Origin of the sequence: Variovorax sp. YR266 (assembly GCF_900107295.1) — a bacterium.
In the GTDB taxonomy this organism is placed as follows: Bacteria; Pseudomonadota; Gammaproteobacteria; order Burkholderiales; family Burkholderiaceae_C; genus Variovorax.
Window position 1 is genome coordinate 422067 of sequence record NZ_FNPM01000002.1, and the last position, 24968, is coordinate 447034.

Here is a 24968-nt window from a genome sequence, read left to right on the forward strand (position 1 = left end):
TCATGCCCCGCTTCACCTTCCGCCATGCTGCCATCGCCACTGCTTGCCTGGCTGCCTCGGGCGCCTTTGCCCAGACCACCGTCACGGTGGCCCAGCCCGCGGACATCCGCTCCACCAACCCCGGCGTGAACCGCGACAACACCACCGACGGCGTGGTGCTGAACATCGTCGAAGGGCTGGTCGGCTACCGCATGGACGGCAGCGTGGGCCCGCTGCTGGCGCAGTCGGTCGACGTGTCGAAAGACGGCCTGACCTACACCTTCAAGCTGCGTAAGGGCGTGAAGTTCCACAACGACGCACCGATGACCTCGGCCGATGTGGCGTGGAACTGGAAGCGCTACATGGACCCGAAGACCGACTGGCGCTGCACCAGCGAGTACGACGGCCGCAACGGCCTGAAGGTGGTCGAGACCGCCGCACCTGACGACAGCACCTTCGTCATGAAGATCAACAAGCCCTCGGCCGTGTTCCTCGACACGCTCGCGCGCACCGATTGCGGCATGACTGCCATCCTGCACAAGAGCTCGGTGAAGGCCGACGGCAGCTGGGACAAGCCCGTGGGCACCGGCCCCTTCAAGTTCGGCGAGTGGAAGCGCGGCGAATACGTCACGGTCACGGCCTTCAAGGGCTACACCTCGCCGGCCGGCGCCACCAAATCCGACGGCTACACCGGCCTGAAGGCGCCGCTGGTGGACACGGTGAAGTTCCTCGTCGTGCCCGACGCGGCCACCGCGGCCGCTGGCCTGAAGTCGGGCGCCATAGATGCGGGCCAGATCACGTCGAACGATGCGCAGGAGCTGAAGAACGATCGCAACCTTACGGTGCAGGCACCACCCGAGGCCATCAAGAACGTGCTGCTGATCCAGACGCGCGACCCGCAGTTGAAGAACCAGAAACTGCGCCAGGCCATCGCGGCCTCGCTCGACATCGAGCAGATCGTGGCGGCCGCCTCCGAAGGGCTTGGCTCGGTCAACAACTCCGCGATCCACAAGGGCTCGGCCTTCTACAGCGCCGCGCAGAAGAAGGGCTGGCACTACGACCCGGCGCAGGCCGCCAAGCTACTGCGAGAGGCGGGCTACAAGGGCGAGAAGATCACCATCCAGACCAACAAGCGCGCCCATGTGCCCAGCTATACGGTGGCGGTGCTGGCGCAGGCCATGATGCAGGCGGTGGGCATCAACGCGCAGATCGAGGTGCTCGAATGGGCCACGCAGCTTGACCGCTACAACAGCGGCAACTACCAGATGAGCTCGTTCAGCTACTCCTCCCGCCTCGACCCGGCGCTGAGCTACGAACAGTTCTCGGGCCCGAAGGACAAGCAGGCGCGCAAGGTGTGGGAAGACCCGCAGGCGCTGAAGCTGATCGACGACAGCTTCGCCGAGTCTGACCCGAAGAAGCGCCAGGCCCTTTTCGACCAGATCCATGCGCTGATGATCCAGCAGGTGCCGATGGTGATGCTGTTCAACGGCCTCGACGCCTGGGCGGTGCGCAAGCGCATCAGCGGGTTTGCGGTGTGGGAAGGCAAGCCGCGCATGTGGGGCGTTTCAGCTGCTGCTGCGCGCAGCTAGCCGAGCGCTAGGCCGTCAGGACCTTCGCGAGGTCCGCCTTCAAGGACGTGGCCCGTTCCGGCGCGCGCGCCAGCCCGGCATCGACCAGGGCCTGCGCTCGTGCCCGATCGCCCAGGTGCACCGCAATGCGCGCGAGATGCAAAGCCGTTCGCGCATGGATCTGGTTCGGGTCGGTCTCGCGCAGCATCTGCTCGAAGCTTTGCGGGTAGCTGCCATGCCGTGCAAAGAAAGCCCGCCCCGGGCCCGCCCATTCGCTCACGATGAACTCGACGTTCTCTTCCGCCTGCTCTTTCGTCGCGCCATAGGCCCATCCGAAAGCGGCGCCGGGCGGCGGCTCCATCCGGTCGCGAAACACGCAATGCGATTCCTCCAGCGCATCGGGCGCCACCTGGGCACCGCCTTCGGTCGGCAGGAAGTCGAGATGCGCGCCGAGGTTCAGGTAGCACGCCTTCCCCCCGCTCGCGCCCTGCACGTTGAACACATGGATCAGCGGCCCGTCGATGCGCCGCAGCGTCTGGCCCGAACCCTCGAAGCCTTCGGCCTTCAGGACAGGAAAGAGTTTTTGCGTGAGCAGCTTGAGGAAGGTGGTGCGGTTCATGGGACGCGAATTCTCCGTGTGCGCAAGGTGATGGAATAGCGCAAGGCCTCGGTCGGTGCGATGGCATGTTGCCATGCCCAGCGCGCCGGGCCGCGCAGCAGGTACACGGAGCGCGGCTCGATCAGGAATTCGAGCGTGGCGGGGCCTGAGGCCGGTGTGCCGGGCACGTAGGGCCGGAACTGCATCACCGCGTCGCTGCGCAGCGAGACGCCGATGATGTCCTCGAAGTCCGGCACGTCGCGGTGCCAGCCCAGCGGCGTGCCGGGCCGGTACTCGGCGATCAGCATGTGAGTGAGTTCTTCGGGCGCGAAGCCGGCCCACGCGGCCGCCTTCGCGCGCAGCGGATGCAGCGCTTCGGGCAGCGGCACGCCGGGCTTGAGGCGGTTGTTCTCGAAGTCGTAGCTGCCCCCGAAGCTGGTGCCGCGCCGCCGTGCCGTGTATTCCTTGTAGCGCATCTCCTTGAGCGGCAGGCCCTGCACGATGTGCAGCAGGTCGGCTTCTTCCTCGGCGGACAGGAAGTCGCGCTCGTAGCGCAGGCCTTCGATGGCGGCCACGGACGCTTCACCGAACAGGTCCGGCTGGCCTGCGTGTTCGATGCGTCTAGCGGAGCGCATCTTCGTTGCCCCCGGCCAGTTGCACATGCCACCAGCGCGGCATCAGTTCTCGGATCTCGGCGCGCGCGAAGCGGTCGTCGAGCAGGTGCAGCACGCCGCGGTCTTCCTCGGTGCGGATCACGCGGCCGGCCGCCTGCACCACCTTCTGCAGGCCGGGGTAGAGATAGGTGTACTCGTAGCCCTTGCCGAAGCGCGTCTGCATGCGCTCGCGCGTGATCTCGTTGAGTTCGTTGTATTGCGGCAGGCCCAGGCTGGCGACGAAGGCGCCGATCAGCCGGCTGCCTGGCAGGTCGATGCCCTCGCCGAACGCGCCGCCGAGCACCGCGAAGCCGATGCCCTGCCCGCCCTCCTCGAATCGTGCGATGAAGCCGTGGCGGTCGGCCTCGCGCATGCCGCGCGTCTGCGTCCACACGGGTACGCCGGGGTGTCGCTGCGAGAACGCGGCGCAGGCTTTCTCGAGGTAGTCGAAGCTGCTGAAGAAGGCCAGGTAGTTGCCCGGCAGGCGCTCGAACTGCGCGCCGATGATGTCGGCCACGTTGCGCAGCGACCCCGCGCGGTCGCGAAAGCGCGTCGACACATGCATCGCCACTTCGACGCGCAATTGATGGCTGTCGAAGGGCGAGGCCACATCGAGCAGCGCGGTGTCTTCGGGCAGCCCCAGCGCATCGCGATAGAACTCGAAAGGCGACAGCGTGCCCGAGAAGCAGGTGACCGACACCGCATCGCCGAAGCGCGCTTCAAGGAACGGCGCGGGCACGAGGTTGCGGATGGCCAGGCTGCGATCCTGCTGCGTGGCCCCTAGCGTGCGCTCGAACACCGAGTGGTCGCCAAAGGCCTCGGCCAGCCGGGCGAAGTGCAGTGCGTCGAAAAAGAAACGCTGCAGCGGCCCCTGCGAGGCATCGGGCGTGGCCGCGAAATACTCGGCCATGGCGGTGTTGGATGCCTGCAGGGTTCGCAGGAAACGTTCCGGAATTTCGTCGGCGGTTTCGTAGTCGGCCACCTGCGACTGCTGCACCGTATCCCACTCGCGAAACAGCCGGGCCAGCGGGCCGCGCAATGCGGCGGGCGCCACGCGATGCGCCTCTTCGAGCGCCGCGCCTTCGAGTTGCGCGGTGTACATGCCGCGCGAGCGCTCCAGCAGGTTGTGGGCCTCGTCCACCAGCACGGCCACGCGCCAGTCGGCGTCGCGCATGGTGGCGTAGAGGAAGGCGCTGCTGTCGAAGTAGTAGTTGTAGTCGCCGACGATGGCATCGGCCCAGTGCGCCATTTCCTGCGCGAGGAAATAGGGGCACACCTCGTGCGCGAGCGCGATGTTGCGCAGCGCCTCGCGGTCGAGCCACGCCACCTGCGCGGCCTGTTCGCGCGCGGCGGGCAGGCGGTCGTAGAAGCCCCTGGCGAGTGGGCAGGCATCGCCGTGACAGGCGCGATCGGGGTATTCGCAGACCTTCTCGCGGGCCGCGAGTTCGAGCACGCGCAGGCGACCCTGTCCCCTGCCCTTGTCGAGCACGCGAAGCGCGTCGAGCGCCACCGGCCTGCCTGAGGTCTTGGCGGTGAGGAAGAAAAGCTTGTCGATCTTGCGCGCCGCGCGGGCCTTGAGCAGCGGGAAGATGGTGGCCAGCGTCTTGCCGATGCCCGTGGGCGCCTGCGTCATCAGGCAGCGTCCGCCCACGGCCGCGCGGTAGACGGCTTCGGCCAGTTCGCGCTGGCCGGTGCGAAAGGCGCGGTGCGGAAACTCGAGCTGGCCTAGCGTGGCGTCGAGCGCGGCGCGGTGGCCGGCTTCGCTGTGCGCCCAGGCGCTGTAGCGGCCACACAGCTGCTCGAAGTGCTCCCGCAGCGCTTCGCGGGTGTGGTGCTCTTCGAGCACGGTTTCGTCGCCGGTGGCCAGGTCGAGGTACACCAGCGCCACGGTCATCTCTTCGTGGCCGTTGAGTTCGCACAGCATCCAGCCGTAGGTGCGGGCCTGCGCCCAGTGCAGTGCGCGGTGGTTGCCGCGGATGGCGTCGAAATCGCCGCGGAAGGTCTTGATTTCTTCGACGCGGGATGCGCGTGCCTCGTAGCCGTCGGCCCGGCCGCGCACGCGGACCGCGCCGCAGGTGGCTTCGAGCCCGACCTCGCAGGCGTAGTGCTCGGGATCACGCCGGTGCTGCACCATCGCGTGCCCGGCCATGCCTTCGAGCGCGCTGGGTGCGGGCACGAAGCGCAGGTCGAGGTCGCCCGCCTTCGCGCCGAAGGCGCACAGGGCCTTGACGGAAACTACATGCGCGATCATGGAGGCCGCATCCTGCGGGTTGGAGGGTTCGGAGCCCATCTGGGAATGCTGTATGAATTTACAGTATAGCCACGCCAATACGCCGCTTGCGGTTTCCCTATCCGCATCAAGACCGTGACGGGGCCTTCTCCGACAGGGCGTCTTCGATTTATCGACAAAACTTGACAAGTTTTGCCTACAACTGCGACCGATGAACACTCCCACCGCGATCGACCCCGACGACTTCGAGCGCCTGCTCAGCCGGAACATCAAGCTGCCCCTGATCGGCGGCGTGTTCGGCGCCGTGGTGTTCGTGGGGTTGATCCTGTTCCTGCTCAACACCATCGGCTGGGTCGAGCACACCGACCGTGTCACCCGCGCCGCCAGCGAGTTGCAGCGCCGCACCATCGACATGGAAACCGGCGTGCGCGGCTTCCTGATCACCGGTGAGCGGAGCTTTCTGGAGCCCTATCAAAGCGCCCTGACCCGCCTCAAGGGCGATACGGTCGGGCTGCGCAACCTGGTGTCGGACAACCCCCAGCAGGTGGAGCGCATCGATCGCCTCGCCACGCTGCAGACAGCCTGGCTCGAATTTGCCAACGGCATGATTGCCGCGCGCGACGCCAGCAGCGGCACGCAGACCGCCGTGCGCCTCGGCGACGAAAAGCGGCTGATGGACGACATGCGCGCCGAGTTCACCGCCTTCATGGAGACCGAGCAGGCCCTGCGCTTCCAGCGCAACAACGCGGCCAACAGCACTGCCTGGTGGGTCGTCGGGCTGTTCCTGCTGTTCACCTTGAGCTTCACCGGGTTGATGGCCTACTTCGGGCGGCGCCAGCTGGTACTGCTGTCCGACAGCTACGACGTGGTGCTGAAGGAACAGGCTGCGCACGCCGAACGGCTCGCTCACGAAGCGTGGTTGCGCAACGCGCAGACCGGGCTGGTGGGCGAGCTGGTCGGCGAACTCAGCGCGCCGGACATGGGCCGCAAGGTGCTCGCGTTCTTCTCGCGCTACCTGGGCGCCTCGGTCGGCGCCATGTACGTGCGCGAGCGCCACGGCCCGCTGCGCCGGGCGGCGAGCTACGGCTTTTCGAGCGCGGCCGAGGCCACGCCGCAGGTTTTCTCCCCTACCGAAAGCCTGGTGGGCCAGGCGGCTGCCGAGCGCCGGCGCATGCTGATCGACCCGGTCGATGCCGACTACCTGAAGGTCAACTCTGGCCTTGGCGAGATGGCGCCCAAGGCCGTGCTGCTGGTACCCGTTGCAAGCAGCGGCATGGTCAACGGCGTGGTCGAGCTCGGCCTGCCAGGCGCGCTGGACGACCGCGGCAGCCAGTTGATCGACCTGGTGGCCGACGACATCGGCACCTCGCTGGCGGCGGCTCGCTACCGCGAGCAGCTGCAGGAGGTGCTCGGCGAAACCCAGCAGCTCAACGAGGAACTGCAGGTGCAGCAGGAAGAGCTGCGCACCGCCAATGAAGAACTGGAAGAGCAGTCGCGCGCCCTGCGCGCCTCGCAGGCCATGCTGGAGAACCAGCAGGCCGAACTGGAGCAGACCAACAGCCAGCTCTCCGAACGCACCGAGGCACTGGACCAGCGCAACACCGCGCTGCGCCGCGTGCAGCGCGACCTCGAAGACCGCGCCGACGAACTGCAGCGCGCAAGCCGCTACAAGTCGGAATTTCTCGCCAACATGTCGCACGAGCTGCGCACGCCGCTCAACAGCGCGCTCATCCTCGCCAAGCTGCTGGGCGACAACCCGCAAGGCAATCTCTCCCCGGAGCAGGTGAAGTTCGCAGAGTCGATCTACTCGTCGGGCAACGATCTGCTGGTGCTGATCAACGACATCCTCGACATCGCGAAGGTCGAGGCCGGCAAGCTCGAAGTGGTGCCCGAAGACGTCACGCTCGCCAAGCTGGGCCGCAGCCTGGAGAGCACGTTCAGTCCGCTCGCGATGCAGAAGAACCTGAGCTTCAGGCTCGAAGTGCGGCCCGATGCCCCGGCCTCGCTGGTCACCGACAGGCAGCGGGTCGAGCAGATCCTGAAGAACCTGCTGTCGAACGCGATCAAGTTCACCGAGCGCGGCGAAGTGGCGCTGACCGTCTCGCCGACCGCGGACGGTGGCGCCGCTTTTGCGGTGTCCGACTCGGGCATCGGCATCGATCCGCAGCAGCACGAGCTGATCTTCGAAGCCTTCCGCCAGGCCGACGGCACGACCAGCCGACGTTACGGCGGCACCGGGCTGGGCCTGTCGATCTCGCGCGACCTCACGCAGCTGCTGGGCGGCACGCTCACGGTGCAGAGCGAGCCGGGCCAGGGCAGCACCTTCGTCCTGCAACTGCCGGCGAAGGCACCACAGGCTTCGCCGGCAGCGCTTCAGCCATCGGCGGTCTACACGCCCCGGCCCGCGCAGGCGCCATCCGTTGCCTCGCTGGCGCCGAAGCCCCCTGCCCCGGTGCCCGCACCGCAGTTCGCCGACGACCGCTCCATCCCGCGCGACCAGGTGCGCCGCGTGCTCGTGATCGAGGACGAGCCGCAGTTCGCGCACATCCTCTACGACCTGGCGCACGAGCTGGGCTACCGCTGCCTGGTGGCGCACGGCGCGGCCGACGGCTTCGAACTGGCCACGCAGTTCCTGCCCGACGCGATCCTGCTCGACATGCGCCTGCCCGACAGCACCGGCCTCGACGTGCTGCAGCGGCTGAAGGATTCGCCGCACACGCGCCACATTCCGATCCACGTGGTGTCCGCCGCCGAAGGCGTACAGGGCGCGGCGCTGCAGATGGGCGCCATCGGCTATGCGCTGAAGCCGGCCACGCGCGACGAACTGATGAAGGTGTTCGGCCGGCTGGAAGAAAAGCTCACGCAGAAGGTCAAGGTCGTGCTGCTGGTGGAAGACGACGAGCTGCAGCGCGAGAGCGTCATCAGGCTGATCGGCGACGACGACATCGAGATCGTTGCCGTCGGCTCCGGCGAAGAAGCGCTGGAGCTGCTGCGCACCCGCGTGTTCGACTGCATGATCACCGACCTGAAGCTGCCCGACATGCAGGGCAGCGAGCTGCTCAAGGCCATGGCGGCGGAAGAAATCGTGTCGTTCCCGCCGGTCATCGTCTACACCGGGCGCAACCTCACGCGCGACGAAGAAGCCGAGCTGCAGCGCTACTCGCGCTCGATCATCATCAAGGGCGCGCGCTCGCCCGAACGCCTGCTCGACGAAGTGACGCTGTTCCTGCACAAGGTGGAGGCCGAGCTTTCGAGCGAGCGCCGGGGCATGCTGAAGACGGCGCGCGGGCGCGACCGCATCTTCGAGGGCCGCACCATCCTGCTGGTGGACGACGACGTGCGCAACATCTTCGCGCTGACCAGCGCGCTGGAGCAGCGTGGCGCCATCGTGGAGATCGGCCGCAACGGCCGCGAGGCGCTGGCGCGGCTCGACCAGGTGAGCGAGATCGACCTCGTGCTGATGGACGTGATGATGCCGGAGATGGACGGCCTGGAAGCCACGCGCCGCCTGCGCGGCGACCCACGCTTCGAGAAGATGCCGGTGATCGCCATCACCGCCAAGGCCACCAAGGACGACCGCGAGCAATGCCTTGCCGCCGGCGCCAACGACTACCTTGCCAAGCCGGTGGACCTGGAGCGCCTGTTCTCGCTGCTGCGCGTGTGGATGCCGAAGATGGAGCGCCTGTGACAACACGCCACGGCACCTCGAAGACCGCCACGCATATGCCGCCGCTACATCCGCTGAGCGACACGGAGATCGAGCTGCGCCTGCTGATGGAGGCGATCTACCTCAAGTACAGCTACGACTTCCGCGACTACACCGTGGCCTCGCAGAAGCGCCGCGTGCTGCACGCGCTCGACCAACTCGGGCTGCCGAGCATCTCGGCGCTGCAGGAGCGGGTGCTGCGCGACCCGTCGCTGTTCGGCCGGCTGCTGCAGTTCCTGACGATCCCGGTGAGCGAGATGTTCCGCGACCCGGCCTACTTTCTGGCCTTGCGCCAGCACGTGGTGCCGATCCTGCACACCTACCCGTCCGTCAAGGTGTGGGTGGCGGGCTGCAGCACGGGCGAGGAAGTGTTCTCGCTGGCCATCCTGCTGCGCGAAGAGGGCCTGCTCGCGCGCACGCAGATCTACGCCACCGACATCAACCCCGCCTCGCTGGAGAAGGCGCGCCAGGGCATCTTTCCGCTGGAAGCGATCCGCGGCTACACCACCAACTACCAGCGCGCGGGCGGACGCGGCGAGTTCTCCGACTACTACACCGCCGCCTACGATGCCGCGCGCTTCGACCCCTCGCTGTGCGCCGGCGTGATCTTTGCCGACCACAGCCTGGCAACCGACAGCGTGTTCGCGGAAACGCAGCTGGTGTCGTGCCGCAACGTGCTGATCTACTTCAACCGGGAGTTGCAGGACCGGGCGCTGGGCCTGTTCCACGAGTCGCTGTCGCACCGCGGTTTTCTCGGTCTGGGCTCGAAGGAGAGCATCGACTTCTCGGGCTACTCCGACCGCTTCGACACGCACGCGCGCGTCGAGCGCATCTACCGCAAGAAGGCCGCATGACGACCCACATGCAGCGCCACCTTCGCCCCCCCGTTCGCAAGCGCGTCGACGCCGTGGTGCTGGGCGCCTCGGCCGGCGGCATCGATGCGCTCTCCACGCTGCTGCACGACCTGCCCGCAGGCTGGCACATTCCGATGGCCGTGGTGCTGCACCTGCCCGGGGATCACGAGAGCCATCTCGCCGAGATCTTCGCGCAGCGCCTGCCGATCCCGGTGCACGAGGCCAACGACAAGATGCCGTTGGCGGCCGGCAGCCTGTACTTCGCGCCGCCCGGCTACCACCTGTCGATCGAGCGCGAGCGCACCTTCTCGCTGAGCTGCGAGCCGCCGGTGCTGTTCTCGCGCCCGTCCATCGACGTGCTGATGGGCTCCGCCGCCGACGTCTACGGCCCCGCCCTTGCCGGCTTCTTGCTGACCGGCGCGAACGACGACGGCGCCGAAGGCCTGCACCGCATTCATCTGGCCGGCGGACTCACCGCCGTCCAGGAACCGAAAGAAGCTCTTATTCCAACCATGCCCCAAGCCGCCATTGCGCGCCACATTCCCGACTACGTGCTCCCCCTGCGCGAACTGCGCACGCTGCTGCTCCAGCTGGAGGCCGCCCATGAACATTGACATCGAAAGCAAGCTGCTGATCGTCGATGACCTGCCGGAGAACCTGCTGGCGCTGGAAGCGCTGATCCGCGCGCCGGGACGCCTCGTGTACCGCGCCGACTCGGCCGATGCGGCGCTGGCGCTGCTGCTGGAGCACGAATTCGCGCTCGCCATCGTCGACGTGCAGATGCCGGGCATGAACGGCTTCGAGCTGGCCGAGCTGATGCGCGGCACCGAGCGCACGCGGCACATTCCCATCATCTTCGTGAGCGCAGCCGGGCGCGAGCTGAACTACGCCTTCCAGGGCTACGAGAGCGGCGCGGTCGACTTCCTGCACAAGCCACTGGACCCGCACGCGGTGGTCAGCAAGGTGAACGTGTTCGTCGACCTGTACCAGCACCGCAAGGCGCTGCGCCACGAAATGGAATCGCTCGCGGCCGCGCACAAGAAGCAGGAAGAGCTGGTGCAGCAGTTGCAGCAGACGCAGCACGAGCTGGAACGCGCCGTGCGCATGCGCGACGACTTCATGTCGATGGTGTCGCACGAGTTGCGCACGCCGCTCAACACGCTCTACCTCGAAGCGCAGCTGCGGCAGTTGCATCTGTCGAAAGGCAACCTCGCCAACTTCACGCCCGAGCGGCTGCCCACGATGATCGAGCGCGACCAGCGGCAGATCCGCAACATGGTGCGGCTGATCGACGACATGCTCGACGTCACCCGCATGCGGCGCGACGCGCTGTCGATCAAGACCACACCGGTGGACCTCGCGACGCTGGCGCAGGCGGTGGTCGAGAGCCTGCGGCACCAGGCCGAGGCCGCGGGCTCGGTCATCACGCTCGCGGCGCCGGCCGAACTGCGCGGCGAATGGGACGAGTTCCGCATCGAACAGGTGCTGACCAACCTGCTGACCAACGCGCTGCGCTACGGCGGCGGCAAGCCGGTCGAGATGGTCGTGCAGCAAGTGGGAAACACCGCGCAGGTGGCCGTACGCGACCAGGGCATAGGCATTGCGCCCGAAGACCAGGGCCGCATCTTCGAGCAGTTCGAGCGCACCGACGACAGCCGCAAGCACGCCGCGGGGCTGGGCCTCGGGCTCTACATCACGCGCAAGATCGTGACCTTGCACGGCGGGCAGATCAGCGTGGAAAGCGCGCCGAGCGAAGGCTCGCGCTTCGTGGTCGACCTGCCGCTGCAACCACCGGCCCCCCCGGCCGACACCCAAAAGGAGACACCCCTGTGAACGTGCTGATCGTCGACGACAACAAGGCCGCGGCCGATCTGCTGCAGGAGCTGCTGAGCCTGCACGACCACACCGCCCGCTGCACCTACACCGCGCAGCAGGCGCTGGACGCGGCAGCGGCCGAAAGCTTCGACGCCGCGCTGATCGACCTCACGCTGCCCGACCTTCCGGGCACGGAAGTCGCGCGACGGCTGCGCGCGAGCACGGCGGAAGGCACGCCGAAGCTGCTGGTCGCGATCTCGGGTTTCTCGGCGCAGGATGCGGGCGGCAAGGCGGCCGAGGGGCTGTTCGACCACCATCTGCAGAAGCCGATCGATATCGACGAGCTGGGGCGAATCCTGGCACAGACCTGAGCCTGGCGAGTCACTTCGCCGGAGCGAGCTCTCCGTACCAGTAGGCCGCGGTGACGCCGCCGTCCATGAGGAAGTCGCTGCCGGTGATGAAGCCGCCGTCTGGCCCCATCAGCAGCGCGCCGACGTTGCCGACCTCGTCCGGTGTGCCACCGCGCTTGGCGGACGACGCTTCGATCATGCGCCGGTAGCCTTCGCCGCGAGGGCCTGTCAGTTCGTCTCTTGCGAGCGGCGTGAAGATGATGCCGGGGCTGATGGTGTTCACCCGGGCGCCACGCTTGCCCCATCGCACGGCCTCCGCCATGACCCGCAGGGAATTTCCACGCTTGGAAAGTTGGTACGCGTGCAGGGAGTCTTTCACCTGGTCAGGCTGAAGCATCGGCAACGCAAGCAAGTCTTCAGTCGGCGTCGTCGCGAGAGCCGCATTCTGTTCAGGGCTCAACGCCGGCAACCGGTGTCCGGACTGCGACGCGATGACGACGCCAGCGCCTCCCTCCGCGATAACGTTGCCGAACTCTTCCAGGACGAGCGCGGTGCCGTACAGGTCGACCTTGAGGATCGCGGCCGGCGATGCCTGCGAAGGAGAAACGCCCGCAGCGTGGATCAGGCCGGTGACGCTGCCAAGCGCGGTGGCCGTCTCCACGAGCGCATGGACCGAGGCGCGCGAAGACACGTCCACGACTGCCGTGCTCACTTCGAAGCCGGCATCCGCGAGCACCTTGGCCGCTGCGTCGGCCCCCTCCTGCCGCAAGTCGGCGAGCAGAACGTGCTTGCCCGCGCTGACACGGCGGGCGATGGCCTGGCCGATGGACCCAGCTCCGATGACAACAACTACTTGGGTCATGATCAATTCCTTTTGCTCGGCGTCAGTCGTCATCGCTCAGCGGCCGACGAGCTTTTGTCGATCCGCCGAATAGCGGTCGCCCTGGACCTGGACACCCGAGACGGCCGCCTCGATTTCCTTCAGGTCTTCCGGCAACAACACGACAGAGGCGGCGCCGGCGTTTTCCTCGAGGCGGAGCAACTTCGTCGTGCCGGGAATCGGCACGATCCACGGCTTTTGGGCGAGCAGCCAGGCAAGTGCAAGCTGGGCAGGCGTGACCTGCTTGCGCGCGGCGATCTCCGCCAGAACATCGACCAGGGCGCGATTCGCCTGGCGCGCCTGCGGTGCAAAACGAGGCACTGTGCTGCGGAAATCTGTCGCGCCGAACGATGTCTGCGCGTCGATCGCTCCCGTCAGGAAACCCTTTCCGAGCGGACTGAATGGCACAAAGCCGATGCCCAGCTCCTCCAGCAGCGGAAGAATCTCTTTCTCCGGCTCGCGCCACCACAGGGAATATTCGCTCTGAAGGGCGGCGACCGGCTGAACCGCGTGCGCGCGGCGAATGCTGTCGACGCCGGCCTCGGAAAGACCGAAGTGCTTCACCTTGCCTTCGCGGATCAGGTCTTTCACGGCGCCCGCCACGTCTTCCATCGGAACCTGCGGATCGACACGGTGCTGATAGAACAGATCGATGCGGTCGGTGCGCAGGCGCTTCAGCGCCTCGTCGGCCACCTGCCGGATGCGTTCCGGCCGGCTGTCGAGGCCCTTGCCGGCATCACCCTCGCGAAACCCGAACTTGGTCGCGATCACGACCTGATCTCGCACAGGTTCCAGCGCTTCCCCGACCACGCTTTCGTTGACGAAGGGCCCATAGACTTCCGCCGTGTCGAAAAACGTGATCCCGCGTTCGAAGCCCGCGCGGATGAGCTTGACCGCTTCGGCCGTGCCGGTCGCCGGCCCATAGCCGAAGCTCAGGCCCATGCAGCCGAGACCGAGGGCCGAAACGGTGAGGCCGCCGCGGCCCAGTTGACGTGTTTTCATGGTGTGTGTCCTTGTCGCTAACCGATCACAAGAACTTTAGGCAGCCTGCTTGCCAATGACTAGACTGCTGGATCGACATGTACCTAGAAGGCAGGCTAATCAATGGCACGCTTCGACGACTTGGCCAGTTTTGCGGCCGTGGTGCGCGCAGGCAGTTTCACGCGCGCGGCGGCCCAGCTTGGGGTGACGCAGTCCGCGCTCAGCCAGACCGTCCGCGCGCTGGAGCGCCGCCTCGACCTGAAGCTGCTCAACCGGACCACGCGCAGCGTCGCGCCCACGGAAGCGGGCGAACGCCTGTACCAAGCCGTCGGCCCGCGTTTCGAGGACATCGAAGCAGAACTCGCCGTTCTGGGCGAGATGCGCGGCAAGCCCGCCGGCATGGTCCGCATCACGGCGACCGAACACTCGATGCGAACCTTGATCTGGCCCAGGCTTCAACCATGGCTGCCCCTGTACCCCGACATCAAGGTGGAGATCAGCGGCGACAACCGCTTCACCGACATCGTTGCCGAGCGCTTCGACATCGGCGTGCGACTGGGCGGCGACGTGGCCAAGGACATGATCGCCGTACGCATCGCGCCCGACATGCGCATGGCCGTGGTGGGCAGCCCCGACTACTTCTCGCGCCACCCCCGGCCGTCTACCCCGCAGGATCTGACCCTGCACGACTGCATCGGATTGCGCCTGGCATCCCACGGCGGCCTTCTGAAATGGGAATTCACGCGGCGCCGGAAAGGCGTCAACGCGCACGTCACGGGCCGGCTCGTCTTCAACTCGAGCGAGCTGATCGTCGCCGCGGCGCTGTCCGGGCACGGGCTGGCATGGCTGCCCTCCGACCTCGTCGAGAAACACATCGAGGCAGGCCGGCTGGTGCCGGTACTCGATGATTGGGCGGCAACCTTTGACGGGTATCACGCCTACTATGCCGGCCGACGCGCTTCGCCAGCCTTGATGCTCGTCGTGGAGGCGTTGCGGCCTCCGGAAACTCAGCGCCTCTTGCTGCGCCCCTTGTAGCTGCGCATGGCCTCGTAGCGATACACGCGGAATCCGTCCTTCTGCAAGAAGCTGACCGGCTCCCAGCCGCGTGCGAGCGCGCAGTCGGTGATCTGCGCCATCTGCACGCCCAGGTAGTCCTGCAGGCTGTCGGCCACCGCGAGCTCGAACTTCTTGAGCTCGCGGTCCAGCGATTCCAGTGCCGCGATGGCGGCCTCGACGCTGGTGAAGGGGCGCACGTGCGTCACGGCCTTGCTGCGCGCCAGTGCGGGCGCCTCGGGAGGGTCCGCGCTGAAGTTCACGCTGGCCCCACCTTCCATGCCGTTGAGGCCGCCGATGGCGGCCATGCTGCTCATTGCGTTCATGTCATGAACCCCATATCGCGCGGATAGCTGATGCCACTCGGCGCAGTCACGTTGTTGAAATTCTTCAGGTTGGGCAGGATGCCGTTGAGGTCCGCGTCAGGCACGCCGAACCACTTGGCCAGCGTGGCCGCGTATTGGTCGACCGAGGTGGTCGGCAGCAGCCGGCCCTGGCCGACGTGCCACTGGTCGTCGTCGGCAGCAGTGTTGCCGATGCTCACCGGCGGTGGCGTGCCGTAGAACGCCTTGCCCTTCACGGCATTGACACCGCCGACCACGAAGTGATGGCTGCCCCAGCCGTGGTCGGAGCCATTGCCGTTGCTCGAAAGCGTGCGGCCGAAGTCGGAGGCGGTGAAGGCCGTCACCTTGTCGTCGATGTCCAGAGCTTTCATCTGCCGCTGGAAGGCAAACATGGCCTCGGACAGCCGCAGCATCAGGCCGCCCTGCTTCGTGTCGAGGTCGTCGTGCAGGTCGTAGCCGCCCATGGAAACGAAGAACACCTGGCGCTTCACGCCCAGCGAGACGCGCCCTCGAATGAGGCGGGCCACCATCTTGAGCTGGTCGGCCAGGTTGTTGCCGGTGGGAAAGTTGCCGTTCAGGTCGTCGGGCTGGATGGCGGCGGTGATCTTGCCTTCCGCCTCGACCGCGCGCAGCGTGACCTTGTTGTATTCGTTCTCCAGCGTGTGGCTGCGCGCCTGCTGCGCCAGCTGCTGCATGGCCGCCTTGACCGCCGACGAGCCGTAGACGTTGCCCGTGGCGCTGCTCACGCTGTTGATGCGCACCGCGCCGCGCGTGCCGACCTGGTACTGCAGCGCCTCGTCGCCCGACAGGAACACCGCGTTGCCCGCCACCGAGACGCAGGTGAAGAGCGACGCATTGCGCTGCCCGGCCAGCATCAGGTCGCCGAGGTTGCCGCCCCAGCCGATGGTGGAGCCTTCGGGCGAGGACGATTGCCAGATCGACTGCTGGTCGTTGTGCGAGAACAGCTTGGGCGGAATCGGGAAGTCCTTGCGGTTGGAGCTGTTGAACTGCGCGCGCGTGAGTGGCTTGACCAGCGGGCCGACGTTGAGCTGCACCGCCATCCTGCCTTCGTCGAACAGCGTCGCGAGCTTGGTCATCGCCGGGTTCAGCGCGTACTTGCGTCCGTTGGCCAGCGAGACGGTGGGCTTGAGCTCGGTGGCTGCGAGAGCCGCATCGGACGGCAGCGCGATGGCGCCGCGGATGGCGCTGTACTTCGCGTAGCTGTCGGCGTCGTAGTTGACGAGGGTGTTGGCGTAGTCGTTGCCGCCGAACAGGAAGACGCAGACCAGCGCCTTGTAGTCGTCACCGGGCGCGGCCTGCGCAGCGGCTTCACCCATGGCGGCGAGGTTGAGCGCGAACGGCAGCGCGGTGCCGGCCATCGCGAGCTGGCCCGTGCGGCGCAGGAAGGCGCGGCGCGAATGCTGGGCAGGATTTATCAGGTGCATGGTCGGTTCGCTCCGGCTTCTTCTTTATTACTTCTGGACGAGGTATTCGGGCGAGCCCATCACCAGCAGCACGCCGGCGCAGATGAGGTCGAGCTTGCGGGCGTCGGTGGTGGGGTTCAGCAGCGGCGCCTTGGTCAGCGCGTCGGTGATCAACGCCACCGTGGCGGCTGACAGCTGGTTGCCCGTGAGCAGCAGGTTGAGCCGCCGCACCAGCGCGGCGGGATCGGTCACCAGCGTCTTCTCGGCCGCGTAGTTCGCCACCACGTCCTTGCTGTTGAAGCCGTTCTGCAGAATGCCCTGCATGAAATTGAGGTAGCCGCCCACGCTAGTCTCGTTGACCAGTTGGAACTCGGGCGCCACCAGCTTGTTGCTGGCGATGGCGGTAGAGGGCGGCACGTAGCCGGGCCGGAAGAAGTTGAACACCGAGGGCGAGCGCAGCGGACACTGGCCCAGGCTCTGGCTCGTGTCGGAGGTATTGCCGATCGCCCAGGTGTCTTGCGCCGAGCCGATGCCGAAGGTGCGGCCCCATTGCACGAGCCGCAGCATAGGTTCGCGCAGGTGGCCGAAGTTCGGGTCGGAAAGACCGGTGGGGCCGCGTGCCTCGTCGTCGAGCAACACAGCCGCGAACACGCTCTTCATGTCGCCGCGCACGCCCGCGCCGTTGTTGGCGAAGATGTCGGCCACGCGCTTGACGTAGGCCGCGCTGGGGTTGCTGGTAACCAGCCGCTGGATGAGCTGGCGACCGATGAAGGGACCGACGTTCGGGTGGTTGAAGAGCGCGTCGAGCGCGATCTTCAACGCCGCCGGGCCGGGTGTGCCGGCGGGCACGGTGGCGCCGAGGAAGCGCGCTTCGAGCATCGAGTGGTTGCCCGCCGTGTAGGCCATGGGGCGCGTGGTCCAGGCGTTGGTCTCGATGCGGCTGCTTGCAGCGGGCGGAAGAAAGGCGTTGCGCTCCGCGGAGCGGATGTCGAGGTCGTAGCCGGTGAAGACGCGCGCGAGGTTCGACACGTCGCTCTGCACGTAGGTTTCGAGCGGCTGGCCGTCGGCGCCGGTCTTCACCGTGCCGTCGGCTTCGAGCTGGTACAGGCCGATGGTCATGAGCTGCATGACTTCACGCGCGTAGTTCTCGTCGGGCTGCCGGCCCGAGGCGTCTTCCTTGCGGTTGCCGCGGGTGTTGAGATAGAAGCCCATCGCGGGGTTGAGCGAGACGTCTTCAAGCAGCTGGCGGAAGTTGCCGGTGATGCCGTTGGCCAGCGTGTCCCAGTACTGGGCCATCATGGCTGTGGGCCAGCTCGACCCGATCTCGGTGCCCGAGACCACGAAGATTTCGCTGAGCGCCAGAGCCATGCGCTTGCGCACCGGGTCGGCTGCGACCATGAGCTGGCGCCAGATCATCGCGTCGGTGTCGACGGTGCCGTAGGTCTTGCCGTTGACCCATTCCCAGGCCGTGGGCTCGCGCGCCGCGCTGAACTGCTCGCTGAGCCATGGCATGTAGCCCTTGGCGCGTACTGCGGCGATCTCTGCATCCGAGGCCGAGAACTGGGCTTGCAGCAAGAAGCGCGCGGCCTCCGCGTCGTTCTGCGCCTGGGTGTAGTGATAGGGGCCGGTGTCGGGCTGCTCGCCCGGATTGGGGCTGCCGCCGATGGGGAAGCCGAAGCCACCGGAAGAGCCGCCTCCTCCTCCGCCACCACCGCATGCGGCCAGTGCCGCCGCGATGGAGAACGCAGCCGCGGCCTTCAGGGGCCGCGTTGTTTCATCGATTGCCGCCGCCGTTCTTGTTGCTGCATGCGCAGGCGGCGCAGTAACGCGCACCACCTCGTCGACCGGGCTTGCGCAGCCGGCCTCGAACTGTTCCACCATGTTCCTCGCTCCTGCGGCGCATCAACGCCGGTCGAGCAATCAAGGCAAGCGGCATGCCCTGCGGAAAACAGCTGGGCGGGTGTCTAAAACTGGCGAAGTCGCCACATAAATGTGTGCCAATGTGACTTTTTAGTCACCCCTTGAAACAAAATTGGCATGCCAGCGCACATGCCAATGTTTCAGCAAACATTCAGGTGACAGTGCCAGTCGTCAGTCGCGCTCGTCGTCCCAGCCGTTCGGCGGACGATAGGGATAGCCGGGGCCGTAGTAGATGCGGCCGGGCGGCGGGCTGTAGATGGGCGCCGGGCGGTAGTACACCGGTGGCGGCGGCCGGTAGTAGACCGGCGGAGGTGGCTCGTAATAGATGGGGGCCGGATACGGATAGACCGGCGGGGGGGCGTAGTACGGCGCCGGGTAGCCGCCGGCGACATAGCCGGGCGTGCCGATCTGCACTGACCAGCTTCCGCGCGCGTTGGCGGCACCCGCCGCCAGCAATGCACCGGCAACGACGGCACCGATTGCGGCCCACTTGAAAACAGAAGATTGATGTTTGAAGTTCACTGAGGCTCCAAGGCCAAGGGCGGACAGCGCCCAGGTTGATACGCAACGCCCAACGCGTACCCGTGGTGCACCCGTCACCGCGAAGGCTGGTTGCCAAACGTCACTGCCGCGCGGTGCGTTGCAACCAACGCTCAACCCGCGATTTCGCGGCGCGACAACATCACGTCGCCGCTGTTCGTGTTGAAGGCGATGGTCGGCGCGCTGAAGTCGCTGAGCGGCGCGCCCAGGCCGATTTCACCGCGGCCGTGCAGCACGCACTCCTCGCGCCGCAGGGCAATCTCGGTGCTCGGCCCGCCATTGCCATGGAAGCGCACCCAGGTGCCATAGGTGCTGACGTCGATCAGCACACAACTGCCCTGCCGCAACTCGATGCGCGCATGCAGCCGCGAGACGCGGGGGTCGTTGACCACGAACTGCGCGTCGTCGACGCGACCCAGATGAATCGGGAGCTCTTCGGTGCGGAACATCGACCGCACGTCGAGCCAGGCCAGCTCGATCTGGCCGAAGGAAGAATCCGGCATGCGCAACGGGGCGAGCGCGGCGGGCACGGTGAGGAAGCTCGTCACCTCTTCCTGCCAGTCGATCCGGTGCACGACCGACATCTCGCTTCGACCCCGGATGTTGATGAGGCCCAGGTCGCGATGCTGCACCGCGCCTTCGCGCAATTGGGAAATGACGGCGTCGGTCACCCAGATCTGGCCGGGGCCGGCCAGGTCGCTCAGGCGCGAGGCCAGGTTGACGGCGTCGCCGTAGCAGTCGCCCTCGACCTCGACCACCTCGCCGCTGGCCACGCCGATCTGCAGCGCCATGCGCAACGGCGCCGGCCATGCGAGCAGGCGCTTCTGGTGATAGCGCTGCAGCTCGACGACCGCGTGCGTGGCGGCGGCGCCGCTGGTGAAGATGGCGAACACACCGTCTCCGAGCGACTTCACCACCCGTCCGCCGTGCGCCTGGCACACGCCGCCGATCCATTGCGTCAGCCGCGTCACGGTCTCGGTGGCTCGAGCATTCCCCATGGCCTCGAAGACCCTGGTGCTCCCCGTCAAGTCCGCGAATACGACTGTGGAATTGACACCCATACTGTTGTGATTCTCGATTTCTATCGCAGGTTGTAAATGCTCAGGGCATACGTTCATTTACGCACGGGAGAAACGGTCTTCGCACCTATCGTGTTGACCATATAGGTATACGCCGCAGGCAACGGAGCAGATGCAAGAGGGGCATTCCTCAATTTGTAGTACTTTGGATTACAAAATACAACGTCTGTTAAATACGCTAAGTAAAGCGTGTTGTTTACAAACAAGAAACACCGTTTCAGATCTTGTGAAATGGTTAACTGAGGCTTAAGGTAGCGGCCGTTCTGGCTTCCGGCAATACGCTTTTCGTCCCCATGCTCTTCCGCCGCATTCTTCGTCTGCTGAACGTACCCGGCTTCGGATCCCGCCAGGCGACGGAAAGTCAGCTGGGGCGCATTCGCACGGCGATGCTGTCGGTGCTCCAGGGCCATGGCGGCCACTCGGTGCAGCGCGTGAGCCAGCGCGTGCGCTTTGCGGCCGACGTCGAAGCCCTCTGGTACCTGCGGCAGGACGTGATGATGGCGTTGAGCGCCATCGACGGCGAAACCGCCGCACGCCGCCAGATGAAAACCATCAACAGCATGTTCAAGGGCGGATTGCCCGGTTCGATGGGGCCTCGCGCGCATCAGCGCTTTACCAACAACAACGGTTGAAGTTGCGACGGCCCTTCGGGGCCGTTTTCTTTTTCCCGCTTTCTCCCCCCATTGCCGGGTCAGTGGCCGTGATGATGATGGTCATGGCCGTGATGATCGTCATGCGCTGGCGTGTGACGATGACCCCAGACGAGAAAGACATCGCGCCCCTCCGCCGCCATCGACACCTTCGCACCCACGGGCAGCAGCACCTTCGTGGGCACATGGCCGAACGGCAGTCCCGCCAGCACAGGCACCTTGAGCGATGCGCGCAGCCGGTCGATCACCGTGTTCAGGCCAAAGCCCCGGTCGTAGCCCGGCGCCTTGCGAATGCCCGTGAATTGCCCGAACACGATGGCGCGCTGGCGCGCCAGCACACCGGCCATCTTCAACTGGTCGAGCATGCGTTCGATACGGTACGGGTGCTCGTTGATGTCCTCGATGAAGAGCACGCCCTTGTCCACCACGGGAAAGTACGGCGTGCCGATCAGGCTGGCCAGCACGCAAAGGTTGCCGCCCCACAGCACCGCGTCTTGCACGGGCTTGAACTTCAGGTCCGCATCGCGCGCCGGCATGCGCCAGCCGGTGCCTTCGCCCTGCCCTGTGACGAGGTCGTCGAAGCAGGCTTCCATGATGTCGTCAGCGCCGGCCTCTGCACCGAAGTCTTCGCCGACCGCAGGGCCCGACCAGGTCACGGCGCCGGTCTTGACCAGCAGTGCGTTCTGCAGTGCGGTGAAGTCGCTGCAGCCGACGAACTCGGTGCCCTTGTCGATCGCCTTGGCCACGGCCTTGTACGGAATGGCGTCGAGGATGCGCGTGAGGCCGTAGCCACCGCGTGAAATGAGCGCCACGTCGGCGCCACTCGCGGCCGCGCGTGAAATCGCGGCGAGCCGCGTGGCGTCATCGCCCGCAAAGCGTTGATGCACCGAGAGTGCCGCATCGTCGACTTCGACTTCATGGCCCAGTGCCTTGAGCCGCTTCACGCCGCGCCGGAAGGCGGCCTTGTCGCGCACCGCGCTGGAGGGGGAATAGATGTAGATGTGTTTGGTCACGTGTTCGAGTATCCCATTGCGTTTCGCGCCTGCGGCACGAACGTTCGGGCTTGCACCAGCGTTGGTCCCGACGATGTGGCGATGGGGCCGAGCGCGCGCAGCGCGGCTTCGTAGCCACGGTCGGGGAAAGGTGCGCGCCATGCGTCTTCGGTGTGCTCATCGCCCTCGGGTACGGCGAGCGCCGCCGCGAAGCGTTCAGGTGCCGCGGCCATCAGCAGCGCGGCCAGGTCGGCGGCGGCCGCGCTGTGCGCGAGCACCATGGTCGCCGGTGCGGGCTGCACGCGGGCCAGCCATTCGAGCAGCACATCGCGGTGCCATTCGAGGCGATGCGGTGCTTCGCGCTTTGGCTTGTCGCTCTTGCCGAAGCCGATCAGGTCGGGCACGAGCGTGCGCAACCCGGGCAGGCCCACGAGATGCCGGAAGAAGTAGCCCCATTCGCCGGGGCCGTGCAGGCACAGGCAGCAGGCGGCGTCGCCACCTTCATCGACATAGTGCATGCGCCAGCCCTTCTGGCTTGGCAGGTCCTGCACGTACTGCGGTGCGAAGCCGTAGCCGGCCAATGCGTCGAAGCGTTCCGCTGGCGTGCGCAACGCGTCGTCGCGCAAGGGCTCGGCCTGTGCGCGCGCGGCGCTTCGGCGTTGCTGGAAGAAGGTCTGCAGCACTGCAGCGCATTCCTGCGCCAGCACGCCGCCCTGCACCTGCGTGTGATGGTTCAGGCGCGGCTCGGCGAAGAGATCGAGCACCGAGCCGGCCGCGCCGGTCTTCGGATCGGCCGCGCCATACACGACGCGCGCCAGGCGCGAATGCAGCATGGCACCCGAACACATCGCGCAAGGCTCGAGCGTGACGAACAGCTCGCAGCCGTCGAGCCGGTAGTTGCCGAGCGCCGTGGCACCGGCGCGCAGTGCGTTGATCTCGGCATGCGCGCTCGGGTCGTGCTGCGCGACCGGCGTGTTGCGCCCCGCCGCGATCAGCTGGCCATCCTTGACCAGCACCGCGCCGACGGGCACCTCGCCCGCCTCGGCGGCAAGCCGCGCCTGGGCGAGCGCGAGCGCCATCCAGTGCTCGTCTTTCGCCGCCGACGTTGTAAGGGCCTCAGTTGTCATCCGGCATCTGCCGCGCCTTCGCCGCCGCGTCGAGCGCTTCCTTGACTTGCTGCTGCACCTGCTGCGCCTGATCGCGCGCATTCGCAGGCGCTTCGCCGGCGGCCGGCGCGGCAACGCCGGGCACGGCCGGCCGCGTGGAAGAAGCCATGCTCGTCATCTGCTTCTTCGCGACCAGCCCGACGATCACCAGCGCCAGCACAAGGCCGATCAGCCCGAACGCGCGCATCTCAGCGTCCTTCCGCCACGGTTGCCGCGGCGTTCATGCCGAGGCGATCCATCCACATGGCCAGCGCCTGCTCGTCCGGCGTGCCTGCGCTGTAGACCGCGTGCATTGCCGCATGCGACTCGCGGCGATGCTGGTTGAGCTTGATCTTGCATTGCAGCGCCGTCACGCGCAGCTCGAAGCCGACGATGCCGGCCAGCATCTTGAGCTGGAATTCCTCGCCCAGGTCGCGCCACTGCTGCGCGTAGGCGGGCTCGTGCTCGCCGATGAGCTTCTTGAGCAGTGTGTCCTTCTCGGACGGCTCCTCGATCAGCCGGGCCTCGACGGTGCAGTGCACGGCCAGGTAGTTCCACGTCGGCACGCGGGCCAGGTCGGGGTAGACCGAGGGCGACAGGTACGAGTGCGGACCGAGAAAGGTCACTGCCGCCTTGGGCCGCGCCTGCAAGTAACGCCAGTGCGGATTGGGCTTGGCGCAATGGCCCCACAGCACAAGCTCATCGCCCTCTCGCTGCTCGGCCACCAGCGGCAGGTGCGTGACGTACGGCAGCCCGTCGTCGTCGTTCGAGATCAGGCTCGCGAACGGGTGCGAGCGCATCAGTTCCAGCGCGATGGCCGGGTCCTTGGCATTGAACTGCGGGGGCATGTACATGGGGCGGTTTCCTCGTGGAGAAACGCCATTGTCCCCGAGCCGCCTATCTTGCGCGCGGAGCTTCCAGCAGTTTCACCATGGCGATGTAGCCACGCGCCTTCGCCAGCTGCAGCGGCGTGTTGCCCTGGCGGTCGGCCAGCTTGAGATTGGCGCCAGCATCGACCAGCGCGGCAAGCGTGCGCTGATGGCGCGGGCCGCCATCGCCGAGCACGATGGATTCGATCACTGCCGTCCAGTGCAGGTTGTTGACGTGGTCGAGCGGCGCGCCGGCGGCAATCAACTTGCGCACCACCTCGTCATGCCCGAGGTGTGCCGCCGCGATCAGCGCCGTGCCGTCGTAGCGGCTCGTTGTCTGCCCGGGCTTGGCACCGAGCGAAAGCAGCAGCGAGAGCGTCGCGGCATCGTCGGCCACGGAGGCGATGGTGACCGCGTCGTAGCGGTCGTCTTCGAGCAGGTCGAGGTTGGCGCCGGCCTTGGCCAACAGCTTGATCGCCTCGCGCTGCCGCGCATGCGTGGCGACATGCAGTGGCGTGCGGCCGCGCGTGTCGCGCACATCGAGATTGGCGCCCGAGGCGATCAGCGCCTTCAGCTTTGGCAGGTCGCCATGCCACGCAGCCTGGTGCAGCCCCTCGTAGGCCAGCACCTCGGCCGCCAGCGGCGGCACCTGGGCGAACGCGCCTACCGTCACGCCCAACCCGAGCGCAGCCGCCAGCACCCCCGACCAGATACCGCGCGCCACCATCAGAGCAGGCCCTTGACCTTCTCGAGCGCCGCGTTGGCGCACTGCTCGTCGAGGTGGCCGCCGGGCGCGCCGCCCACGCCGACCGCGCCGATCACTTCATTGCCCGACTTGATCGGCACGCCACCGCCCAGCACCAGGAAGCCCGGCAGGTACACCAGGTTGGCGGCGGCCGGGTTCTTCTGTACGCCTTCCATCATGGCCTGCGTCGGGCTCTTGGCCGAAGCCGAAGTCCAGGCCTTGCGCTCGCTCGATGCCAGCGTGTGCGGGCCGGCGTTGTCGGCGCGCTGCACGGCACGCACGGTCCCGGCGCGGTCGACCACGGTGGCCGCCACGTTGTAGCCGTTGGCAGCGCAGGCCGCCACGGCTTCGGCCGCGATCTGGTTGGCCAGCACGAGCGACATGTTCTTTTCGGTGCGCACCGCAGGTGCGGGCGTCTGGGCCTGGGCGACGGAAGCGGCGAGCAGAACGGCGAGGCCGCCGAGGCGAAGGATGGATTGCATTGTTCGTTTTCTCCAGTGAAACGGGTGGTTGCGCCGGCTGTTGCCGACAGCTGCGCCACTGTAGAAAACATGCGCCGCCGCAACCATTCGTACGGCTACGCCCGGCGCTCC

24 protein-coding genes are annotated in these 24968 nt (G+C 66.8%); 8 read left to right on the forward strand and 16 right to left on the reverse strand.

Annotated elements, in window-relative coordinates; translation table 11 throughout:
- Positions 1 to 2 precede the first annotated feature (2 nt).
- Positions 3 to 1568 (forward strand): ABC transporter substrate-binding protein, encoded by a 1566-nt coding sequence (locus BLW48_RS07500; RefSeq protein WP_093173808.1) that lies wholly within the window; start codon positions 3 to 5, stop codon positions 1566 to 1568.
- 7 nt (positions 1569 to 1575) lie between these two features.
- Here the strand turns inward: BLW48_RS07500 and BLW48_RS07505 are convergent, their stop codons facing one another.
- The 3 genes from BLW48_RS07505 to BLW48_RS07515 are packed head-to-tail and all read right to left on the reverse strand — an operon-like array spanning position 1576 to position 5049.
- Positions 1576 to 2166, reverse strand: coding sequence for a DUF4304 domain-containing protein (locus tag BLW48_RS07505; RefSeq protein ID WP_093054858.1), 591 nt, complete (start codon positions 2164 to 2166; stop codon positions 1576 to 1578).
- Positions 2163 to 2780, reverse strand: coding sequence for an alpha-ketoglutarate-dependent dioxygenase AlkB (locus tag BLW48_RS07510; RefSeq protein ID WP_093173810.1), 618 nt, complete (start codon positions 2778 to 2780; stop codon positions 2163 to 2165). Before BLW48_RS07510 ends, BLW48_RS07505 begins: the two co-directional genes overlap by 4 nt.
- Positions 2767 to 5049, reverse strand: coding sequence for an ATP-dependent DNA helicase (locus tag BLW48_RS07515; RefSeq protein ID WP_256330730.1), 2283 nt, complete (start codon positions 5047 to 5049; stop codon positions 2767 to 2769). Before BLW48_RS07515 ends, BLW48_RS07510 begins: the two co-directional genes overlap by 14 nt.
- Positions 5050 to 5239: 190 nt before the next feature.
- Between BLW48_RS07515 and BLW48_RS07520 the strand changes: the two genes are divergently transcribed.
- Genes BLW48_RS07520 through BLW48_RS07540 form a run of 5 tightly spaced genes read left to right on the forward strand, consistent with a single transcriptional unit; the run spans position 5240 to position 11774 of the window.
- Positions 5240 to 8716 carry a response regulator gene (locus BLW48_RS07520; RefSeq protein ID WP_093173814.1) on the forward strand — a complete coding sequence of 1159 codons (3477 nt, stop codon included), beginning with the start codon at positions 5240 to 5242 and terminating at the stop codon, positions 8714 to 8716.
- A gap of 35 nt (positions 8717 to 8751) precedes the next feature.
- Positions 8752 to 9588 (forward strand): CheR family methyltransferase, encoded by an 837-nt coding sequence (locus tag BLW48_RS07525; RefSeq protein ID WP_093054948.1) that lies wholly within the window; start codon positions 8752 to 8754, stop codon positions 9586 to 9588.
- On the forward strand, positions 9585 to 10202 hold the full coding sequence (locus BLW48_RS07530; protein WP_177142292.1) for a chemotaxis protein CheB: 618 nt from the start codon (positions 9585 to 9587) through the stop codon (positions 10200 to 10202). Before BLW48_RS07525 ends, BLW48_RS07530 begins: the two co-directional genes overlap by 4 nt.
- Complete coding sequence (locus BLW48_RS07535; protein WP_093173816.1) at positions 10192 to 11421, forward strand: hybrid sensor histidine kinase/response regulator; 1230 nt, start codon at positions 10192 to 10194, stop codon at positions 11419 to 11421. The genes BLW48_RS07530 and BLW48_RS07535 overlap by 11 nt, the downstream gene beginning before the upstream one ends.
- Positions 11418 to 11774, forward strand: coding sequence for a response regulator (locus BLW48_RS07540; RefSeq protein WP_093074520.1), 357 nt, complete (start codon positions 11418 to 11420; stop codon positions 11772 to 11774). Before BLW48_RS07535 ends, BLW48_RS07540 begins: the two co-directional genes overlap by 4 nt.
- Before the next feature lie 10 nt (positions 11775 to 11784).
- Here the strand turns inward: BLW48_RS07540 and BLW48_RS07545 are convergent, their stop codons facing one another.
- Positions 11785 to 12615 carry an SDR family oxidoreductase gene (locus BLW48_RS07545; protein WP_093173818.1) on the reverse strand — a complete coding sequence of 277 codons (831 nt, stop codon included), beginning with the start codon at positions 12613 to 12615 and terminating at the stop codon, positions 11785 to 11787.
- 36 nt (positions 12616 to 12651) lie between these two features.
- A complete protein-coding gene (locus tag BLW48_RS07550; protein WP_093173820.1) occupies positions 12652 to 13635 on the reverse strand; it encodes an aldo/keto reductase in 984 nt (327 codons plus the stop codon).
- A 102-nt stretch (positions 13636 to 13737) separates the two neighbouring features.
- Between BLW48_RS07550 and BLW48_RS07555 the strand changes: the two genes are divergently transcribed.
- On the forward strand, positions 13738 to 14649 hold the full coding sequence (locus tag BLW48_RS07555; protein ID WP_093054841.1) for a LysR family transcriptional regulator: 912 nt from the start codon (positions 13738 to 13740) through the stop codon (positions 14647 to 14649).
- Here BLW48_RS07555 and BLW48_RS07560 read toward each other — a convergent pair.
- From BLW48_RS07560 to BLW48_RS07580, 5 genes are all read right to left on the reverse strand, one after another.
- Positions 14622 to 14984 carry a hypothetical protein gene (locus tag BLW48_RS07560; protein ID WP_256216662.1) on the reverse strand — a complete coding sequence of 121 codons (363 nt, stop codon included), beginning with the start codon at positions 14982 to 14984 and terminating at the stop codon, positions 14622 to 14624. The genes BLW48_RS07555 and BLW48_RS07560 overlap by 28 nt on opposite strands.
- A gap of 5 nt (positions 14985 to 14989) precedes the next feature.
- On the reverse strand, positions 14990 to 16456 hold the full coding sequence (locus BLW48_RS07565; protein WP_093173822.1) for a DUF1501 domain-containing protein: 1467 nt from the start codon (positions 16454 to 16456) through the stop codon (positions 14990 to 14992).
- A gap of 27 nt (positions 16457 to 16483) precedes the next feature.
- Complete coding sequence (locus BLW48_RS07570) at positions 16484 to 18316, reverse strand: DUF1800 domain-containing protein (RefSeq protein ID WP_093173824.1); 1833 nt, start codon at positions 18314 to 18316, stop codon at positions 16484 to 16486.
- A 210-nt stretch (positions 18317 to 18526) separates the two neighbouring features.
- Complete coding sequence (locus BLW48_RS07575) at positions 18527 to 18877, reverse strand: hypothetical protein (protein WP_093054833.1); 351 nt, start codon at positions 18875 to 18877, stop codon at positions 18527 to 18529.
- A 131-nt stretch (positions 18878 to 19008) separates the two neighbouring features.
- Positions 19009 to 19956 (reverse strand): adenylate/guanylate cyclase domain-containing protein, encoded by a 948-nt coding sequence (locus BLW48_RS07580; protein WP_093054831.1) that lies wholly within the window; start codon positions 19954 to 19956, stop codon positions 19009 to 19011.
- A gap of 311 nt (positions 19957 to 20267) precedes the next feature.
- Here BLW48_RS07580 and BLW48_RS07585 point away from each other — a divergent pair, with 311 nt between their 5' ends.
- Positions 20268 to 20606: a hypothetical protein gene (locus BLW48_RS07585; protein ID WP_093054829.1), complete on the forward strand. Its 339-nt coding sequence runs from the start codon at positions 20268 to 20270 to the stop codon at positions 20604 to 20606.
- A 59-nt stretch (positions 20607 to 20665) separates the two neighbouring features.
- Here BLW48_RS07585 and BLW48_RS07590 read toward each other — a convergent pair whose 3' ends face one another.
- From BLW48_RS07590 to BLW48_RS07615, 6 genes are read right to left on the reverse strand one after another with little or no spacing between them, the layout of a single operon-like run.
- A complete protein-coding gene (locus BLW48_RS07590; RefSeq protein ID WP_093074533.1) occupies positions 20666 to 21637 on the reverse strand; it encodes an LD-carboxypeptidase in 972 nt (323 codons plus the stop codon).
- On the reverse strand, positions 21634 to 22743 hold the full coding sequence (gene tadA, locus BLW48_RS07595; protein WP_093173826.1) for a tRNA adenosine(34) deaminase TadA: 1110 nt from the start codon (positions 22741 to 22743) through the stop codon (positions 21634 to 21636). Before tadA ends, BLW48_RS07590 begins: the two co-directional genes overlap by 4 nt.
- Positions 22733 to 22969, reverse strand: a complete 237-nt coding sequence (locus BLW48_RS07600; protein ID WP_093173828.1) for a hypothetical protein — start codon at positions 22967 to 22969, stop codon at positions 22733 to 22735. The genes tadA and BLW48_RS07600 overlap by 11 nt, the downstream gene beginning before the upstream one ends.
- Before the next feature lies 1 nt (position 22970).
- Complete coding sequence (locus BLW48_RS07605) at positions 22971 to 23615, reverse strand: FMN-binding negative transcriptional regulator (RefSeq protein ID WP_093173830.1); 645 nt, start codon at positions 23613 to 23615, stop codon at positions 22971 to 22973.
- A gap of 43 nt (positions 23616 to 23658) precedes the next feature.
- Positions 23659 to 24357, reverse strand: coding sequence for an ankyrin repeat domain-containing protein (locus BLW48_RS07610; RefSeq protein ID WP_093173832.1), 699 nt, complete (start codon positions 24355 to 24357; stop codon positions 23659 to 23661).
- Positions 24357 to 24857 carry a GlcG/HbpS family heme-binding protein gene (locus tag BLW48_RS07615; RefSeq protein WP_093173834.1) on the reverse strand — a complete coding sequence of 167 codons (501 nt, stop codon included), beginning with the start codon at positions 24855 to 24857 and terminating at the stop codon, positions 24357 to 24359. The genes BLW48_RS07610 and BLW48_RS07615 overlap by 1 nt, the downstream gene beginning before the upstream one ends.
- Positions 24858 to 24968: the final 111 nt, after the last annotated feature.

Coding starts and splice junctions, on each gene's coding strand:
- BLW48_RS07560 (WP_256216662.1), bottom strand. CDS start 14,984: ATGAGCAGCATGGCCGCCATCGGCGGCCTCAACGGCATGGAAGGTGGG.
- BLW48_RS07510 (WP_093173810.1), bottom strand. CDS start 2,780: ATGCGCTCCGCTAGACGCATCGAACACGCAGGCCAGCCGGACCTGTTC.
- tadA (WP_093173826.1), bottom strand. CDS start 22,743: ATGACAACTGAGGCCCTTACAACGTCGGCGGCGAAAGACGAGCACTGG.
- BLW48_RS07565 (WP_093173822.1), bottom strand. CDS start 16,456: ATGCACCTGATAAATCCTGCCCAGCATTCGCGCCGCGCCTTCCTGCGC.
- BLW48_RS07610 (WP_093173832.1), bottom strand. CDS start 24,357: ATGGTGGCGCGCGGTATCTGGTCGGGGGTGCTGGCGGCTGCGCTCGGG.
- BLW48_RS07545 (WP_093173818.1), bottom strand. CDS start 12,615: ATGACCCAAGTAGTTGTTGTCATCGGAGCTGGGTCCATCGGCCAGGCC.
- BLW48_RS07535 (WP_093173816.1), top strand. CDS start 10,192: ATGAACATTGACATCGAAAGCAAGCTGCTGATCGTCGATGACCTGCCG.
- BLW48_RS07600 (WP_093173828.1), bottom strand. CDS start 22,969: ATGCGCGCGTTCGGGCTGATCGGCCTTGTGCTGGCGCTGGTGATCGTC.
- BLW48_RS07605 (WP_093173830.1), bottom strand. CDS start 23,615: ATGTACATGCCCCCGCAGTTCAATGCCAAGGACCCGGCCATCGCGCTG.
- BLW48_RS07555 (WP_093054841.1), top strand. CDS start 13,738: ATGGCACGCTTCGACGACTTGGCCAGTTTTGCGGCCGTGGTGCGCGCA.
- BLW48_RS07580 (WP_093054831.1), bottom strand. CDS start 19,956: ATGGGTGTCAATTCCACAGTCGTATTCGCGGACTTGACGGGGAGCACC.
- BLW48_RS07615 (WP_093173834.1), bottom strand. CDS start 24,857: ATGCAATCCATCCTTCGCCTCGGCGGCCTCGCCGTTCTGCTCGCCGCT.
- BLW48_RS07505 (WP_093054858.1), bottom strand. CDS start 2,166: ATGAACCGCACCACCTTCCTCAAGCTGCTCACGCAAAAACTCTTTCCT.
- BLW48_RS07520 (WP_093173814.1), top strand. CDS start 5,240: ATGAACACTCCCACCGCGATCGACCCCGACGACTTCGAGCGCCTGCTC.
- BLW48_RS07525 (WP_093054948.1), top strand. CDS start 8,752: ATGCCGCCGCTACATCCGCTGAGCGACACGGAGATCGAGCTGCGCCTG.
- BLW48_RS07500 (WP_093173808.1), top strand. CDS start 3: ATGCCCCGCTTCACCTTCCGCCATGCTGCCATCGCCACTGCTTGCCTG.
- BLW48_RS07530 (WP_177142292.1), top strand. CDS start 9,585: ATGACGACCCACATGCAGCGCCACCTTCGCCCCCCCGTTCGCAAGCGC.
- BLW48_RS07515 (WP_256330730.1), bottom strand. CDS start 5,049: ATGATCGCGCATGTAGTTTCCGTCAAGGCCCTGTGCGCCTTCGGCGCG.
- BLW48_RS07550 (WP_093173820.1), bottom strand. CDS start 13,635: ATGAAAACACGTCAACTGGGCCGCGGCGGCCTCACCGTTTCGGCCCTC.
- BLW48_RS07570 (WP_093173824.1), bottom strand. CDS start 18,316: ATGGTGGAACAGTTCGAGGCCGGCTGCGCAAGCCCGGTCGACGAGGTG.
- BLW48_RS07585 (WP_093054829.1), top strand. CDS start 20,268: ATGCTCTTCCGCCGCATTCTTCGTCTGCTGAACGTACCCGGCTTCGGA.